This window comes from Microcoleus sp. B3-A4 (genome assembly GCF_036705385.1).
In the GTDB taxonomy this organism is placed as follows: Bacteria; Cyanobacteriota; Cyanobacteriia; order Cyanobacteriales; family Microcoleaceae; genus Microcoleus.
Genome location: NZ_JAUBUI010000024.1, coordinates 32,299 through 48,681 on the forward strand (window position 1 = coordinate 32,299; position 16,383 = coordinate 48,681).

A 16,383-nucleotide genomic window follows, 5' to 3' on the forward strand; every position below is an offset into this window, starting at 1 on the left:
TGGAGAAGTCCCCGACGACGGCGTAGGCTGGGGCACCGTCCCGCTATCCAAACTATCCTCGTTCTCATCGGGTAGTCGCCCTAGGAGAAAATTTAGTGGTACTGCTTCTGGCATTGTTCCGCCTCCTTGCGACGCTACTCAAAAACTACTAAATAAACTTAAAGTCAGATGCAGTAATGACGGTGCTGAGCGCTCCCGGCACTGTAGGAATAGAATTCAACACTCCCAAATCAAAAGCTGGGAGACTGTCATCTGCCACATTCGGGTCAAACCCGAGAACGTACTTGTTAAAAGTATTGTTCAGGTACACGAAGAAAGCTCCCGTTTTGCTCGAACCCTTTTGATTCTTCAACACTGCATTTACTGCTTGAGCGTTATCAAATTTAGATTCAAACAAAATGACTGATTGCTTGCTGATGTCGTCGCCGCTAGACCCGATATTCCTGACGATAAAACTGGTGAAATCGAGAGTAGTTCCTGAGTTGGTTAAACCTGCGAAATTTGACGACCTGAACAAAAATCTGTCGGTCTCGCTGCCGTTAGCGTTAAAGTCAGCAATCACGTCCACGCCTTCGCTGGGAGTTTCGTAGTAGAAGAAATCATTGCCAGCATCGCCCGTGAGCAAGTCAGAACCGACACCGCCACCCACAATGTCATTGCCTGCACCGCCGGAAAGCGAGTCGTTGTCATCGCCGCCCAATACCAAGTCATTGCCGAAGGCGCCGCTGAGACAGTCGCTGCCTGCACCGCCGTCGAGAGTGTCGTCGCCCGCTTGGCCGTCGAGGGAGTCGCTGCCGGCTTGGCCCAACACGTAGTCGTTGCCCGAACCTCCCAGTCCCGTGTCGTTGCCTTCTCCACCCAAAATCGTGTCATCGCTGTCCCCGCCGGATATGGAATCGTTATTGATACCGCCCTCGAGCAAGTTTCTGCCCAGTCCACCGTCGAGGATGTCGTCGCCCTCACCGCCGTCGAGGGAGTCGTCGCCAATGCCACCAAGTAAGGTGTCTACCCCGGTTCCTCCCAGTATCGAGTCGTCGCCGGATTCTCCCAACATCGAGTCATTGCCTGTTCCGCCGTCAATGGTGTCGTTGTTGTCACCGCCCAAGAGGTTGTCATTGTCATTGCCGCCGAACATCAGGTCGTTGCCCAGTCCGCCGATCAGCGAGTCTATGCCGTCTTCGCCGTCAACGGTGTCGTTGCCCAGTCCGCCGTCAACGGTGTCGTTGCCGATCGCACCCACCACGGAGTCGTTGCCTGTTTCACCGAATACGAGGTCGTTGTTGCCATTACCATCGATGAGGTCGTTGCCGTCGCCCCCAGAGAGGGTATCGTCGCCGGCCCCGCCGAGGATGAAGTCGCTGAGGTTGCTGCCTGTAAAGCTGCTGGCCGGGAGTGCGCTGCGATCGACAATATTATCTACCACCGTGATGCTGAAGGATACTGGCCCGATAGTTGCAGAGCCGTCGGAGGCTGTAAACGTGAAAGTGTCGCTGCCACCTGTCGCCAGCAAGTTGTATTTGACGATGTTGTTGTTGATATCGTCTTGAGTAAATTTACCGCCGACGTTGAGAAAGGTGCTGCCCCTTTGGACAAAACCTCTGGTAGCGTCGGGGGCTTTGGTAATCGTGTAAAAGATTTCCGACGGCGTGTTGTCGGGATCTGTCACTAACAAATCCGCAGCGGTGATTGTCTGGGTAGGATTACTTTTGGCAACCACCACACCGTCGTTAATTACTAGCTGCGGCGGGCTGCTGACGCGGATGGTTGCTACCGCCTGACTTGTGCCGCCGTTACCGTCTGAGATCGAGTAGCTGAAGCTGTCAGTACCCGAGAAGCCGGGATTCGGGGTGTATTTGAATACGCCGCCGCCCACGGGAACCAGGCTCCCCTTGCTTGCTGGAGCAAAAGTCGTGACAGTCAGAGCGCTTTGTTCCGCGTCAGTGTCGTTCAACAGAACGTTGAGAGTGAGTTGTTGACCCGTAACCGTGGTGAAGTTGTCGTTAACTGCTTTTGGAGGTTGGTTAAGGATGGGCGTCGGCGGTGTCGGCGGCGTGGGACTTCCTGTCGGCGTCGGCAACCCCGGTGTCGGCGACCCCGGGAACGTCGGCCGGGGCTCGTCTGGCGGTGTCGGCGGTGTCGGCGGTGTCGGCGGTGTCGGCGGTGTCGGCGGTGTCGGCGGCGTCGGACTTCCTGTCGGCGTCGGACTTCCTGTCGGCGTCGGACTGTCTGTCGGCGTCGGTAGGGGAAGGGGAGTTGCGCTGCCGGGAACTCTGGGGGCAATTACAAATGAGCTTCGCCCTAGGGTTCTGCTGTCTACTCCGGGCAATACTGCTAAAAAGTCGCCGCTGACGCCGTTGCGAATAATCGTGCTGCCGGCTTTGGTCTCGGCGCTTTGGAAGATGACCAAATCTTCAAACTTGAGGTCGCCACTTAACCCGATTAAATCTTCGCCTTGGCGAAAGTCTGTGAAAATGTCGGCATCGGCGATGTCGGGGCCGCCTGTGGTGAGAAATGCCGGGTTAGTGCCGTCGCTGCTGCCGCTGGGGGAACTGAAGGCACCGATGACGAAGACATCTCTGCCTTCGCCTCCTGCCACTACGTCTTTGCCTGCTTCGCCCCAAAGAACGTCGTTGCCCGCGCCGCCGTCCACGATGTCATCACCGTCGCCGCCGAATACGATGTCGTCGCCGTCGCCGGAAAAAAATGTATCCCCGCCGGCGTTTCCGTAGAGCCAGTCGCCTCCTTCGTTGCCAAATACCAAGTCTTCACCATCGCCGCCGAAGAGCGAGTCGTTACCTTGGTCGCCCCACAGGATGTCGTCGCCTCGATCGCCCAAAAAGCTATCGTCGCCAGCACCCCCACGCAAGCTGTCGCTGCCTTTTCCCCCATAAGCCGTGTCTCTGCCTTCGCCTCCGATTACCGTGTCGTTGGCGTCATTGCCGTACAGCAGGTCGGGGTTATTTCCCCCGTCGAGGGAGTCGTTGCCTTTGCCTCCGTACAGGGTATCGAGTCCTAAACCGCCATCGAGAACGTCGTTGCCTGGGCCGCCGAACAGCACGTCGTCATCGTCGGCCCCGAATATTAAATCGTCGCCGTCGGCTCCTTGAAGGTTGTCGTTGCCTTGCAGCCCGGAAATCACGTCGGGCCCGGGACTGCCAACTAAGGAGTCGTTGGTTTCTCCGCCGCGGACGACGCCGCCGATGACTGCGGGCGAGGTACCTTGGCCTCCGCCCAATGTGTCGTCTATGCCGCCAAATGTGTCGTCTCCGGAGGGAGTTGGTGTTGGCGTCGGCGTCGGAGGTTCGGGTGTTGGTGTTGGGGTCTCTGGTGTTGGGGTCTCTGGTGTTGGGGTCTCTGGTGTTGGTTCTGGTGTTGGTGTTGGTTCTGGTATATTTACTACTGGTACTGCACTTGGCATTATTTTGGCTCCTTTAAACGACGATCCCGATTAACTTTAAGAACTGATTAGTATCAGTTTGTTGCCACAAATCTGGCTTAAAATTGATTAATAATCCCGATCATTTCTAACATACTAAATCAAAAATGCAACGGCTATAGATATTTTTTACGCCGGGCATCTTTTGATCTCAAAATATTAATGATTGCACGTTTTGCTGCCTATCTTGGGTATACTTTAATATCGCCGCATTTTGATCGAGCCTAGAAACCAGGCTTCGAGTCAGCCTGCTGTATTTATCCAAAAGCAGAAAAAATAAAAATCTTCGCCGTCATAATTTTTTCTTTCTGAATGTCGAATGCTGAATACAGATGTGCCTCTTGCCTGCAGAAGCGAATGCCTTATCCTGACTGCTGACAAGAAACAGAGCTGTTAATTAGGGGCAGAAGCGGCCCGGTTTGTTCTTGTCCACTGACGGATAGTTCGCTGTGGCAAAGGTAAAGCAGGGAACAGCGACTTAACAAATCTAGCAGAATTCGTCGCAGTCGCTGTTGGTCGGCAGTCGTTTCGTCTTCGGTTTCCCAGGGGCGCCCGAGTTGCGATCGCAAAAATAAGGGAGCACCAAACAATGTCGCCGCACCGCCGCTCAGCCACAGGGGCGAGCCGGCATCCAGCCAAAAGTGCCATTTGTGGGCCCGGCGGCTGCTGCGGTACTGAAAGATGTTGGCGAGGGTGACGGCTCTGGCTGCTGGGCCTTCTGGACGAACTGGAAAGGGGTTGGCGGTGACGGTTCCTTGGCGCAACAACTGGATGAACCGGGCGATCGTTTCTGAGTCGCCGCCGTTTGTTGGTTCTACGCGCTGCATTCGCCCGTTGATTTCCCAGTAGTGGCTGGCGGTTTCCATTAACTCGCGCAGGGCTGCTAGCCGATCGTAGGGCAGGTATCTGTCGTTCATTAGAAATTTCTGGATTGCTCGATCGAGCAGGGCAATTGGGGTCGGCAACAGCCGCTCCTGCTGTTGCGACCGCTGTTGTTCTATCCACTCCACAATCTGCTCGTAGGCTCCGGCTGCTCGGTGTCCCAGTCGGTCCCACCGGGGAAAGGCTGTAATTGGCAGCAATTTAGGTCGTTCGATATCTGGACAAAAACAGTGATCGGCGATTAAACCTGCTCTCACTTGGTCGATCGATTTTTGATTTTGAATTTGAGATTTTAGATTGAACGTCGAGTTGGAATCTTCTGTTTCCAATGAACGGTGTTTCTGGCTGCCCAACACTACCAGCATTTCTGCGGCGCCGTCTCGATCGACTAAACGGCCGAGTCCCGGATAAACTAAGGCTAACAAAGTGAGTAAAGCTCGAATCTCTGGGGTAGTCGAGAGAGGGCGCTGATCGTTGAGAGATACGGCGGCGATACCATCTCGCGCGAGAATTTCCGTTAAACTGTAACGGGCGATCGCATCCATCCCGGGCGCAATTACGGCGATTTCCTGCGGTTCCACGGCTTGTGACTTCACCGCATCCGCGATAATTTCGGCGGTTTCTCGCAGCAGTTGAGCCCGGGAAGTGGTTTGGAGCGATCGAACCGATCCGGGCAAACTCAAGCCTAAAGGGTAAAAACCCTCTGAATTAACTGCTAAACTTACCGCTAAATCTCCAATTTCTGGGGCTAAACCGGCTTTTGCGTCCAAATTTTCCACGCTTTGACAGCGGTCTTCGAGTCGGGCTAGGTATTCCGTGTCAGCCCCCAAGCCCAAACGCACTCCTCCATCTGAATTGTAGGAGAACGCCCCCGCTGCACCTTGGTCGAGCATTCGATCGAACAGATGGCGACTTATCGCCGGATAATCGTCAACATCGTCTGCGATCACAGCTTGGTATCTAGAGGCCAAATGCTGCTGGTAACTGCCATCCGGCAACAAATAGCGCCAGTAGAGTTCGCAAACAATCCCGTAAGTCAGGAGCCCCCGCGTCAAGCACCATTCCCGCCACCTTTCCAGCAACTCTCCCATGCTAGTCCACAGGTTGGTCGAGCCGCCTGAGATAGCAAATCCCTGTTCCAGAATGCTGGGAATCTCTTCTCTGGGCGTACCGCTGACAGCCGCAAGTTGTAATAAGTCTAGTGTTCGACGCACCATTCGGTTTGGACTTACCCCTGTTTGTTGCAAAATGCCTTCGTCTAGTTCGCGACGCCAGAGTCTCGTGGCAAGTTCCAGTTCTGTTTCAGGTTGCAGCCGCAGGGGAAATTGAGCCCTCAAATCCAGCGACTGAACTAGCAGCGGCCAAAATAGCAATACCTCCTGCTCAAAAAAACCGAAGGGCGTTGTGGAGTGAAAGGTATATTTTCCTTCGGTAGCGACGGCGATGCGATCGGCCAATTCTAGCCGGTTGTCTCCGTTAGCTGCTAAGACTAAAATTGCTGGGGCAGTTTGTCCAGCCCGCCGCCGCCCGGAACTCGATCGCCCTGAAACTTTTGTGGGCAAGGGCTTGACAGTTTGGCTCCAAATGCAGAACTGCTCTACTAAACGAGTGGTTTTGCCACTGCGGGCCGATCCGACAATCCAAATTGAATCCTTAATGGCAGTTCTGAATTTATGTAAATTTGTTACCATACCGTGAATACTTTAATCACTAATGTCTACAGCAAACTAACCAGCTTTAGCTATGAATACTTCTCCGTGGAACAGGATTGTAAAATATCTCTACAGCCTTCACCAATGGTATCGAGAAACCCCTGAGAGGGCTCTAGAACAAGCCTACGATGCTGCGTTAGCAATTAAGGCGATCGAAGACGAGCATTTTGGCGGTCAAGGAATCTCTGAGCGATCGGGAGATTACGGACAAAGCACCCTGTCTTACTTTAAATCCGAACTGCAAAAATACCTCAAGGTCATCGAAACCAGAATGGTTGAGTTTAATGCTAGCCGTTCTTTTTTGGAACTGCCGGAGCGAGTGGGGGCAAAACCGAAAACGGGACACAGCGCCGATCATGACCAGCACGGATTACATCTTAACAATAAGGATAGAGCCTCCCTTGTATTTGAGAAGCTAGAGTTTATTGATGGAGTCATCGACAAGTATATTAATAATAGTAGATCGACGGCAATTGTTCCGGTGGTCAGTTCAGTAAATGTGCAGGTAAAATCTACAACAAAGAGCAGCTCTCCACCTGACCAAAATAAAGGTTCAGCTAATTCTGTTAAAATTCACGATGGTGAGGTTGACACTAACTATGAAGAAGTGAATTTGTTACCGCGCTCACTTTTGGGAACTTTGAATCGTATCACTAAAGATTTAGACCCGGGAGCTGAAAAAGAAGTAGTCAAGAATTTTCGCAATTCCAAAGTAAAAACAATTATTTCTCTCCGATTTATTTTGCTTTTGATTTTAGTTCCGCTGTTGACGAATCAAATCTCCAAAAACTTTCTAGTCGGACCAGTAGTTGATTATTTTAGAGGCCAAGAAAAAGCCCCACTTTTCATAAATGTTAACCTGGAAGAAGAAGCATTCCAAGAACTGGAGAGATTTGAGCAGCATCTCAAATTTGAAAAGTTAATAGGCACTGCTCCGTCGCTTTCTTTAGAGGAAACGGAAAAGAAGATTGCCGAGAAAGCAGTTGAGCTAGCCGAGGAATACCGCGCTGAAAGTAGTGGAGCTATTAAAAATATTTTTTCCGATTTGATTTCCTGCATGGCGTTTGTCGCGATTATCGTCACTAACAAGAAAGAGATTGAGATTTTAAAGTCTTTCATGGACGATGTGATTTACGGCCTCAGCGACAGTGCGAAAGCTTTCGTAATTATTTTGTTTACGGATGTGTTTGTCGGATTCCACTCGCCTCACGGTTGGGAAGTAATTCTCGAAGGTTTATCGAGGCATTTGGGGCTACCAGAAAATAGGCAGTTCATATTTTTGTTCATTGCGACGTTTCCCGTTATCTTGGATACGGTATTTAAGTATTGGATATTCCGTTATTTAAACCGGAGTTCGCCTTCGGCTGTTGCTACGTACAAGAATATGAACGAATAATTAGAGGCGAAGGAAGAAGGAAGTTCGGCAACGGATTTTGTAACGGATGTAACGGATCTTAGGAAGAAGGAAGAAGGAAGTTCGGCAACGGATTAGCTTTCTGCGGATGTAATGGATGTAACGGATGCCAGGAAGAAGAAAGGAAGAAGAAAGAAAGGAAGAAAGAAAAAAAGATGTAATAATAGCAAGGGTTTCAGACATTAAGAACGTCATAAGTAGGATCTCCACTGGACAGAGAGTGGCTTACCCATAGCGCATAAAAGCATTTATTGTTTGGGTCAGGAGTAGTTTAATTAATTAGATATACTTAAGCTGTTGGGCCTCTAAATTTTATTTTTGGGCGGGTTCTCGCGCGCGTCCCACAAGAATTTTATCAAACTTAACTTTCATAAGGGCTCCGCTCACGAACCGTAAAATTTAGATGCGCCTTGGCAGAGCGAAAAAAAATGCGATCGCCCGCAGAATTTCTCGAAAGAAATCAAAAGCGCGATCGCATTCCCAGAACCAATTACCAATGACCTAATTCCAACGCTTCTTGCGCTGTCGCTGGCTTGCCACCGCCTCCACCAGTCCCAGGCCGAGAAAATTACTCAGCAGGGACGCATTCCCGTAACTTAGGAAAGGCAGCGGAATGCCCGTAACCGGAGCCAAGCCAATGTTCATCCCAATATTTACGAACACCTGAAAAATCAACATTGACAGTACGCCGATCGCCAGCAAAGAACCAAAATTATCGTTAGCCGTTTGAGCGATCGTTACCAACCGGAAACAAATTATCCAGAACACCAACAACACGCCAATACAGCCAATAAAACCCAATTCTTCGCCAATAGCTGAAAAGATAAAGTCCGTATGCTGTTCGGGAATAAAGTTAAGCTGAGTTTGCGTTCCCTGAAACAAACCCCGGCCCTTCAGTTCCCCAGCGCCAATAGCAATCCGAGATTGAATCAAGTGATATCCGCTGCCTAAAGGGTCTTTCTCGGGGTTTAAAAACCCTGTCAGACGCATTTTTTGATAATCCTTGAGCACATTCCAAAAAATCTGTCCGACTTGTCCAGAAACAACGTTCACCAGCACAGCACCGAAAGTGCCCAACCAGGGCCAAGGCAGGGTTCGCCAAGCGATAATACCCGCAATAACTACCCAGGCTACCCAAATCGGTGTAGACAGGTTATTGAGGAGAACAGAGATTAGAGGAGAGAATAGCAATATTAGCCAGCCGGGATTGACATTTCCCCAGTAAAACATCCCCATTGTGATTGCACCGAACACCAAGGAAGTACCTAAATTTGGTTCGGCAAAGATCAATCCCCAGGGTACAGCCATAATCGCCAGCATCTTCAACATATTACCCACCGTGGGAACAGTCTTGTCGTGCAGGAGAGCTGCTAAAGTGACAATCATGCCTATTTTGGCAAATTCTGATGGTTGCAGGTAAAAGCCGCCGATGTTGATCCACCGCTGGGCACCGAGCCCTGTAGTACCGATAAAACGCACTGCGATCAGGGACAAATTGATTAATATGTAAATCGGCCATTTCCACTCAATCAGTGTTTGGTAACGGCAGCGGGAAATGATGATGGCGAGGAACAAACCGACTGCCCCAGTTACCCAGTGCCGCCACCAGTTGATGAGTCCCTGATTAATTTCCACGCTGTGGATCATGATTCCCCCAAAGATGGTGAGGGCGATGCAAGCGGCAAACAGCCAAGGGTCTGCTTCTTCCCAGGGTTTGAAGATAAATTTCCAGCGGTTTCTGACTTGTATTCTCTGCAACATGAGGATTTTAGATTTTAGATTTTAGATTTTAGATTATCGAGCCGATTTTCGGAAGTTGTGGATATATTTGGGATTGAGAGTCTGCACCTTACTTTAGAAGCATCGGTGTGAGTACCTCACATTATTCGGGGAGTTGTAGGGATGTTCCGGGAACGAAAGAAGGAACGCCAAACCGGGTATCTGGGTATTCTACTTTTTCTGTGCGCTTACTTAATTTAGTTCGCGATCGCACCTGGTCAGAAACCGGGTTTTTGTCGAGAAGACGGGTTACAACTCGCCGAAACCGCTAAAAACCCGGTTTCTTGGGTTTTGATTCGTAAGCCCTAGAATCGTCAGGCCGGTTCGTAAAGGTACTCAAAGCCGTTCCCATCTGGATCTCTGCCGTAAAAAGATGCAGTACCGTCGCGGTGTTCGTGAATGTGGGTGACGGAAACACCATCTGCTTTGAGTTGTTCGTAGGCGGATTCCATTTCGGCGCGATCGTCAAATACAAACCCAAAATGCGGCCCTGCTTGGTCGTAACTCGGACTCAACAGCGCCAATCCGTCCTCTCCTGCTTTCAAATAAGCCCAGTCTGCATCTTTCCAGACTAACTCCATACCCAAGTTGCGGTAGAATTCAGCAGACTTCTCTATGTCTTGCACGCAGACGGCTACGTGTCCCAATCGTTTTAGTTTCATATCTACAAAGTTTATGGTTGTTCTTTCATTTATTGTATCTATTTTATGATTTTTTTCTCGATTAATTAGCTATTTTTTCTGTTTTTTTTGTTGCGGCTAACTGTACTATTTCTACTTGTTTGCTAGCGTCCATTTCGCTGAACAGTTGAATGGCGCGCTCAAAATTTTCTTGACTTTTCTCGATGTTACCAAGTTTTTGTTCTGTTAGTGCTAGTTGATAGCAAGCTTCGGCTCGGTCTAATTTAGCGCTGGTTCGATCGAGTATTTCTATTGCTTCTGCATGGTGCAGCAGGGCTTGGTCAAATTCTCCCTGTTCTCGGTACAGTGCTGCTATACCGCTGAGAGCTTTGGCTTTGATGGTGTTGTACTGGTTTTGGTCGGCTTGGGCGATCGCTTGGCGGTACAAGCTCAAAGCTTTCTCTGTCTCTCCCAGGTTTTGATAGGTGGCGGCGAGAAAAACTAACTTGTATCCCGTACCCACCAACTGACTGTTTTCCCGATCGGCATAAAGTTTTTCGGCGAGTTCTTCCGCCTCTTTTTTTGCTCCGACACAGGAGTTGAGGAAAGCTAACCCGACATCGATCGAATAGCTATTAATCCCGATTTTGTCCCGCGAACTTTTCAGCTTGACAAATATCTCCCTAGCTGATTCTAATTCGCGCATTTCTATTTGACAAAAACCTATATTAATTGCAGCGTTAACTTTCCAAAATTCCAGATTAGCTTGTTTTCCGATTTCTGGTTCGCCACTTTTCGCTATAATTTGCAAAGATTTAGTAGCTTTTATTTCTGATATTTGATGGCATTCTATGGCTTGATTTATTTCACCTAAGATGCGGTAACAAATACCTAAGATACTGTATAAACCGCTCAAATAATAATCAGAAGTCACATTGTTGACGATGCGAGTAGTGGCTGAAATTAAGGGCTGCAAGAAACCTAATTTGTAGAGTGCTCTACCGAGCGTGTAGTCTTCGGCAAACTGGATATTGATTTTTTTGAGGATAACGCTAGCGGCCTGGTCGAAACAGCTAATTGCCACATAATGATAGTAAGCTTCAAAAGCTTTCAGGGCATCTTCTACAGTTTCTATATTTTCAACACTCTCGCTCCAGAACTCGGCTGCTTTGCGGTTGGCAGTTTCCCAGTCTCCGGGCGAGAGCCGATCGACCGCTTCTTCGCGAATTGCTGGATGCAGCCAGTATTCGCCCTTCTGAGACTCAACTAGCGATCGGTGCAACAGCGATTTAATGATTTGTCGGCGTCCGGCTTCCGGCACGTCCCACAGCAAACACAAAAGTCCGTCAGTAGGGACGGTCGGCACGTCTTGATAGCGGTAACAGCCCAAGCGACAGAGGAGTTGATAGGCTTCGGCATCGAGTTCTTGCAGGCGGTTAAACTGACTGGTAACTAAATTTTTTAAGTCAGTTTCAAGGAGCGGATCTTCGCTGTTTTCCCGCCAGTAGGCCGCCATATCTCCGTCAAAATCTTCTCGGATCGTGCCGCAAATAATGCCCATTGCTTTAGCATTGCCGCCGTAAACTTTGTGCATTTCCTTGAGGGCGACATCATCTATATTGATGTTGCGAGCGCTAAAAAACTGCCGCCAAACTTCTACTTCCAATCCCGGAAGCAAGTAGTGTTCGACGGTGACATCAGAATCGCACAGTCGATCGCGACTGGTAATCAGCGTTACCGACTGCACCGCTGCGTCAGCCAAAACTCGCAACAGTTCCACGTAAAGGCGGTGCGGTTCAATAAACTTACCTTGTCCGTCGAGTGCGGCTTCCAAATTGTCAATCAATACGCCGACTTTGTGAGTCTGAAGCTGCCGCTTCAGCCGCCCCAGGGTGACGCCAAAGTCTGGCCCTGGTTCTTCCTGAAAGTCTTGCTTGAGCCATTCTTCGATCGCGCTTTCCAATGCCGTGATGTTTTCTGTCTCTTTTGCCATCAACAGTTCAATGGTTCGATCGAACCCTTGAGATTTGAGATACTGTCTGGCCAAAGTTGTTTTGCCGATACCGCCGGCACTTTGGATGACAATCACTTTTGCACCTTGGGCGACAAGAGTATTGAGATCTTCGATCGCCCCGAACCGGCCCAAAAAGTTCGGATTTTCGATTTCCAAATCCGCATCAAGTCCGAGAGATACTTGGGCCGGAACAATTTGTCCCGACTGCGGTTCGAGTTTCGAGTAGCTGCGCCAATAGCGCTTTACTACCACTTGAAGGTTGTCTCTTTTAACTTTTTCACCTTCTCCAAACAAAGCTGAAAGCCGCTTCCACAAATTAGAGGCGGCATCCTTAACAGTCCCTACTCCATACCCTTCACTATCTGCAACCTGTTGGTACGTCCTGCCTTGCACTCCTTGCCAAGCTTCGCGAAAGATAGCGCTGTCAAGGTTATCGAGAGTTTTCAGGTTTCGAGCCACAAGTAACGAGTTAGTAAAATCCAGCGCTTGATCCGCTTCCATTGAGTCACCAGGTTTAGCGTTACCCATCTGAGACAACTTTAACAGACTTTTTCCGACTCGCTTACACGCTCAAACAGTGGAATTGTATAGACTTTTACCGACTGACACGGCCGAGGTTGGTCGGTGATACTGTTGAGTGTGAAGGGGAAGTTGACAGACAAGCTTCTAACTTACACACCGATCGAGTCGAGTTTATATTCAGGAGCAAGCAGGTATGTCTATTAACGATGTTGAAACAGCGATCGTCGATGAACAAATTCGCCCTCAAGAATGCGGCCGCGTTCGTTTCCAAAACAGTTGGTGGCCCGCGAAGTGCGATCGAGACATTACTTTTGAACCCGGTGAGGTGGTTCGCGTCGTGGGAATTGAAAATATTACTTTGATCGTTGCAGCGTCGTTTGCGCTCAATTCTGAAAGTCAAGACAAATCTACAATCGGGAGTAAGCAATCATGAATTTTGACAATTCCGAAAAAGCGATCGTGGATGAAGAAATTCGACCTAATGAGTCCGGTCGCGTTCGTTTCCAAAACAGTTGGTGGCCGGCGAAGTGCGATCTAGATCTGACTTTTGAGCCTGGTGACGTGGTGCGCGTAGTCGGAATTGACAATATTACTTTGATAGTGGAAGCGTCGTTATAAATCAATGGGTTAGGGAGTCGAGCTATAGGTTTATAGCATCCCAACGTTCCAGCCAAACTACAATCAGGAGAAAGTAATCATGACTGTCAGCGATTTAGAAAGAGCGATCGTTGAAGAAGAAATTAAACCAAATCAGTCCGGCAGTGTGCGATTTCAAAGCAGTTGGTGGCCTGCCAAATGCGTTCGAGAAATAACTTTGCCACCCGGTGAAGTTGTTCGCGTCGTGAGACTGGAAAACATTACTCTGATAGTTGAAGCGTAGTTGGGAAACAATATCGAGGTGGGGAGTTATCGAAAGGCAAAAGGCACTTACGCTGAAGATAGAAGACAGAATTTAAATCTCCTAGAGCCCTTATTGGGATGACAAACCTCACACTTTTATCTGAAAGCATAAGCGCGAGGTTGGGCTATTCCAAAATTAAGTAAAACCAATCTTTAGCAGAAATTTATCATGTCTATTATACCGCAAAAGGTGGATCGGCAAAATTAAATTTCATACTGATTGTGATGTCTTTAAAGTCACCCTTAACAACACCACTGGGGGAATCTTCCAGGCCAAAACGATTAGTTCCTAGGGAAATAATATGGCTTGAGCGATCGAGATTAGCTTCCTTATAAGCAAAGTAAGTCGCTGACGACTGCTGTTGCGAATCGAAAGTTGTCATATACGGCGCGTACAACTTGCCGCTATCCAACAGATAGGTTCCAGAGTTACTCAGTTGACCTTGATTTAAAGCACTCGTCTCAAGCTCAATTTTCTTTGATTTAGACAGAACAACATTCGCGTAATTAGGGTTTTCTGCTGTCACAATTTCACCCGTTAACGGATCTTTAACATCACCTTTCTTATTGAGGACTTCGTAAAGTCCAATCCGATGGGTCAAACCATTAGGTTGGGGATTTTTAGTGATGTCGATGTCTGCTTTTATTTTGCGATCGACAATTGTGGAAGTATCCAGAACATTGCGCCCCTTAGTCTGGCGATGGCCAATGATATCGTCAAAGCTCTCTACAGGCCCGTTTAAGGCGATCGTCCCTCCCGAACCGTCAGAAAACTGAAAAGATAGAGCATCGCCAGTGGGCTGTGCAGAAAACTGAGGGTCTTGGAAGGAGAACTTGATAGCAGGATTAGCATCAAAAATTGATCCGCCACCAATTTGATAGATAGCTAATTTGTCCGTGGTTTCAACAGGAATGTTTCGGGATGTATTAGCAGCACTGGGAGAATTATTAGCAGTGGTATTGAATAAAACGATCGCTCGTTTCCGCACTGCTTCTAAGTATCCGCTATCGGTTGGCAGAAGACCATTCACCCGATTATTACCATCATCGACAGCAAAGACGCCATATTCAACAGGTTGATTGCTGGGTTGTCCAGCCGCGAACAAAAGATTAATCCCTACACCGGGCGTATTGGATTGGTTATTTACAGCTACAATCCCATTACTGGCATTTAAAGAGACAGATAGCTCAGGTGTATCTTTAAACAGACCAGTGAGAGTATCTACACCCTTTTTCTGACCCTGGTATACACCTGTTAGCGGATCGCTAGCCGACGATGTACGAACCGAATCAATTCGGATCTCAGAAACGGTTTTATCTGAAAGTCCATTGCCTTCCAAAAGCGGCGAGAACTTAGCAAAAAAATCTTTGGTGTACTGTGCCTCTAAGTGCTCAGTTAATGCTTTTCCATCAACATACTTCTCATAGAAAAAGTATTGGTTGGGTTGCAAAGGATCTTCATAGATCTCAAAAGCTAGATTGTTGGATGTTTCGGCTTGTTTAGTTTGTTTTGTCAGGTCGTCTACCAGAGATATTATTTGATCGCGAGTCCCTGCCTTGGCTTTAAATTTGCCAATTAAAATTTTCTCACTGTTGATTTGACTGTCCGTTTCGACTATATCGATTGTAGGAGTATTAACTTCAGCTCCTATTGACTTTAGTCCCTCTTCAAATTGCTTGTAACTATCTGATTTTTGATACTGATCCAAGTCTGAATACTTGTTCCATTTTTCAATCAAGAGCAAATTTTGAGGATTGTTCGGATCTCGGTAAAAATCGGTCGAGTAATTACCCTGCTGTTGTTCAGTATTTTTATCGTAATTACTGACTAAACTTAGCAATTGCTGAGAATTAGCGGCTCCAGTATTAATACTCCATCGCTTGATGGGTGCTGGATCGAGAGGAATATTAAACTTAACTGACTTACTGGGAGCATTGGGGGCTGGTGGATTAAACGGTGGACTTGGGGGCGGACTGGGGATAGGTTGAGTATCTTCGGGAATGGCTGGGTTCCAATTACCTCCATTCGCTAAATAACTTCCAAAATTCTGGCTGAGCGAAACATGGTAGTCCGGGAATTGGTTGAAATAATCAGTGAATCTTTGCTGGCTCTCAATAAACTCTGGTGTACCAGGATTTTTATTATAGAGTGAGCCAATCGCAGCAGCTTGATTGGCAGTATCAGCAAAGACGCCAATACCTTCTTTGGCAAAAAATTCTTCAATACCTCCCGGTGTCGCATTTTGATCCGTTCTCGACCAAATCGTTAGAAAAGTCAGAGGTTCTTTAGTAGGGCTTGCATTTCTGTAGTTGTGGGTGTATCCGGCAGGCAAAAAGCCAATTTGCCCAGGAGTCAGGTGTACATAGTAGTAATCTTCAATTTTAGGAATACCATTTTGCCCAGGAATTTCGCCGATTTTATAAGGAGTTTTATTAGCAACGGGTAACCAAGCATCCATTTCCCCTTGCAATAAAATGAACCATTCTTCTTCAGCCCAGTGAGTGTGAGGAATCGGACCAGCATTGTAGGGGGTGACAGTCAGACCCATAGTGTAAGGTCGAGCCTGAGTTGAAGTTGAAATAGCAGTTAAATCAACGGGCAGACCCTGTTTAGTTTCGGGATTTAATGCTTGTACAGCAGCGTTGCTGATGCTGGTAGTTAAAAATTGCTGTGCTTCACCAGCAGGAAAAGAATCCCACTGATTTGAACCAGGGCTAGTTTCCTGTTGCAATCCTGTATAAAATGATAATTTTGCCCCGTTAGGATCGCCACTAGGTTCTGTTAAAACATTCGTAGCAGAGAAGTTTTTGGGAATTGGCAATCCAATATTTTTAGGCCATTGGAATTGAGGAGCTTGATTGTAGGGTGCATTGGGGTTATATCTGTCCTCTTTAGAGAAACTAGGCCAGCTAAATCCTGGAGGTAGTTTGTCAGTAGTGGTGCTGGTATTCTGAGTATTGTCCTCAGTGTGGTCGTGACCAGCGTGGCTAGCTTTCCGAGTGTCATCTTGTTCGATTTCTAACATGATTGCTTAATTTCCCAAAAATTTTGCCTCTGTTCCAATATCGCGGTATGATGCGTCGCTTTTGTGGTAACTGCAATT

General features: G+C 48.1%; 10 protein-coding genes. 4 read left to right on the plus strand and 6 right to left on the minus strand.

Annotated features, from left to right (window positions below):
- Nucleotides 1–148 precede the first annotated feature (148 nt).
- Both QUB33_RS12445 and QUB33_RS12450 read right to left on the minus strand, forming a co-directional pair.
- The gene (locus QUB33_RS12445) at nt 149–3,418 is read right to left on the minus strand and encodes an Ig-like domain-containing protein (RefSeq protein WP_333350781.1); all 3,270 of its coding nucleotides are present in this window, start codon (nt 3,416–3,418) and stop codon (nt 149–151) included.
- Between the two features lie 380 nt (nt 3,419–3,798).
- Nucleotides 3,799–6,009: a recombinase family protein gene (locus QUB33_RS12450; RefSeq protein ID WP_333350783.1), complete on the minus strand. Its 2,211-nt coding sequence runs from the start codon at nt 6,007–6,009 to the stop codon at nt 3,799–3,801.
- A 52-nt stretch (nt 6,010–6,061) separates the two neighbouring features.
- Here QUB33_RS12450 and QUB33_RS12455 point away from each other — a divergent pair, with 52 nt between their 5' ends.
- Nucleotides 6,062–7,426: a proton extrusion protein PcxA gene (locus tag QUB33_RS12455; RefSeq protein WP_333350785.1), complete on the plus strand. Its 1,365-nt coding sequence runs from the start codon at nt 6,062–6,064 to the stop codon at nt 7,424–7,426.
- Between the two features lie 519 nt (nt 7,427–7,945).
- Here QUB33_RS12455 and rodA read toward each other — a convergent pair.
- The 3 genes from rodA to QUB33_RS12470 form a co-directional block, all read right to left on the minus strand.
- Nucleotides 7,946–9,205, minus strand: coding sequence for a rod shape-determining protein RodA (gene rodA / locus QUB33_RS12460; RefSeq protein ID WP_333350787.1), 1,260 nt, complete (start codon nt 9,203–9,205; stop codon nt 7,946–7,948).
- Nucleotides 9,206–9,537: 332 nt separating this feature from the next.
- On the minus strand, nt 9,538–9,885 hold the full coding sequence (locus QUB33_RS12465) for a VOC family protein (RefSeq protein ID WP_333350789.1): 348 nt from the start codon (nt 9,883–9,885) through the stop codon (nt 9,538–9,540).
- 61 nt (nt 9,886–9,946) lie between these two features.
- Nucleotides 9,947–12,358: a tetratricopeptide repeat protein gene (locus QUB33_RS12470; RefSeq protein ID WP_333350791.1), complete on the minus strand. Its 2,412-nt coding sequence runs from the start codon at nt 12,356–12,358 to the stop codon at nt 9,947–9,949.
- Nucleotides 12,359–12,572: 214 nt separating this feature from the next.
- On the opposite strand from QUB33_RS12470, the gene QUB33_RS12475 reads away from it, so the two are divergent.
- The 3 genes from QUB33_RS12475 to QUB33_RS12485 all read left to right on the plus strand — a co-directional run bounded on the left by QUB33_RS12475 (nt 12,573) and on the right by QUB33_RS12485 (nt 13,259).
- On the plus strand, nt 12,573–12,812 hold the full coding sequence (locus QUB33_RS12475; RefSeq protein WP_333350793.1) for an NfeD family protein: 240 nt from the start codon (nt 12,573–12,575) through the stop codon (nt 12,810–12,812).
- Nucleotides 12,809–12,997 (plus strand): NfeD family protein, encoded by a 189-nt coding sequence (locus QUB33_RS12480; RefSeq protein ID WP_333044087.1) that lies wholly within the window; start codon nt 12,809–12,811, stop codon nt 12,995–12,997. The genes QUB33_RS12475 and QUB33_RS12480 overlap by 4 nt, the downstream gene beginning before the upstream one ends.
- A gap of 79 nt (nt 12,998–13,076) precedes the next feature.
- Nucleotides 13,077–13,259 (plus strand): NfeD family protein, encoded by a 183-nt coding sequence (locus QUB33_RS12485; protein WP_333350796.1) that lies wholly within the window; start codon nt 13,077–13,079, stop codon nt 13,257–13,259.
- 196 nt (nt 13,260–13,455) lie between these two features.
- Here the strand turns inward: QUB33_RS12485 and QUB33_RS12490 are convergent, their stop codons facing one another.
- Nucleotides 13,456–16,305: an antibiotic biosynthesis monooxygenase gene (locus QUB33_RS12490; protein ID WP_333350798.1), complete on the minus strand. Its 2,850-nt coding sequence runs from the start codon at nt 16,303–16,305 to the stop codon at nt 13,456–13,458.
- Nucleotides 16,306–16,383 lie beyond the last annotated feature (78 nt).

Excerpts from the sequence above, each read along its gene's own strand:
- QUB33_RS12445 (WP_333350781.1), bottom strand. The coding sequence starts at position 3,418 with ATGCCAAGTGCAGTACCAGTAGTAAATATACCAGAACCAACACCAACA.
- QUB33_RS12450 (WP_333350783.1), bottom strand. The coding sequence starts at position 6,009 with ATGGTAACAAATTTACATAAATTCAGAACTGCCATTAAGGATTCAATT.
- QUB33_RS12455 (WP_333350785.1), top strand. The coding sequence starts at position 6,062 with ATGAATACTTCTCCGTGGAACAGGATTGTAAAATATCTCTACAGCCTT.
- rodA (WP_333350787.1), bottom strand. The coding sequence starts at position 9,205 with ATGTTGCAGAGAATACAAGTCAGAAACCGCTGGAAATTTATCTTCAAA.
- QUB33_RS12465 (WP_333350789.1), bottom strand. The coding sequence starts at position 9,885 with ATGAAACTAAAACGATTGGGACACGTAGCCGTCTGCGTGCAAGACATA.
- QUB33_RS12470 (WP_333350791.1), bottom strand. The coding sequence starts at position 12,358 with ATGGAAGCGGATCAAGCGCTGGATTTTACTAACTCGTTACTTGTGGCT.
- QUB33_RS12475 (WP_333350793.1), top strand. The coding sequence starts at position 12,573 with ATGTCTATTAACGATGTTGAAACAGCGATCGTCGATGAACAAATTCGC.
- QUB33_RS12480 (WP_333044087.1), top strand. The coding sequence starts at position 12,809 with ATGAATTTTGACAATTCCGAAAAAGCGATCGTGGATGAAGAAATTCGA.
- QUB33_RS12485 (WP_333350796.1), top strand. The coding sequence starts at position 13,077 with ATGACTGTCAGCGATTTAGAAAGAGCGATCGTTGAAGAAGAAATTAAA.
- QUB33_RS12490 (WP_333350798.1), bottom strand. The coding sequence starts at position 16,305 with ATGTTAGAAATCGAACAAGATGACACTCGGAAAGCTAGCCACGCTGGT.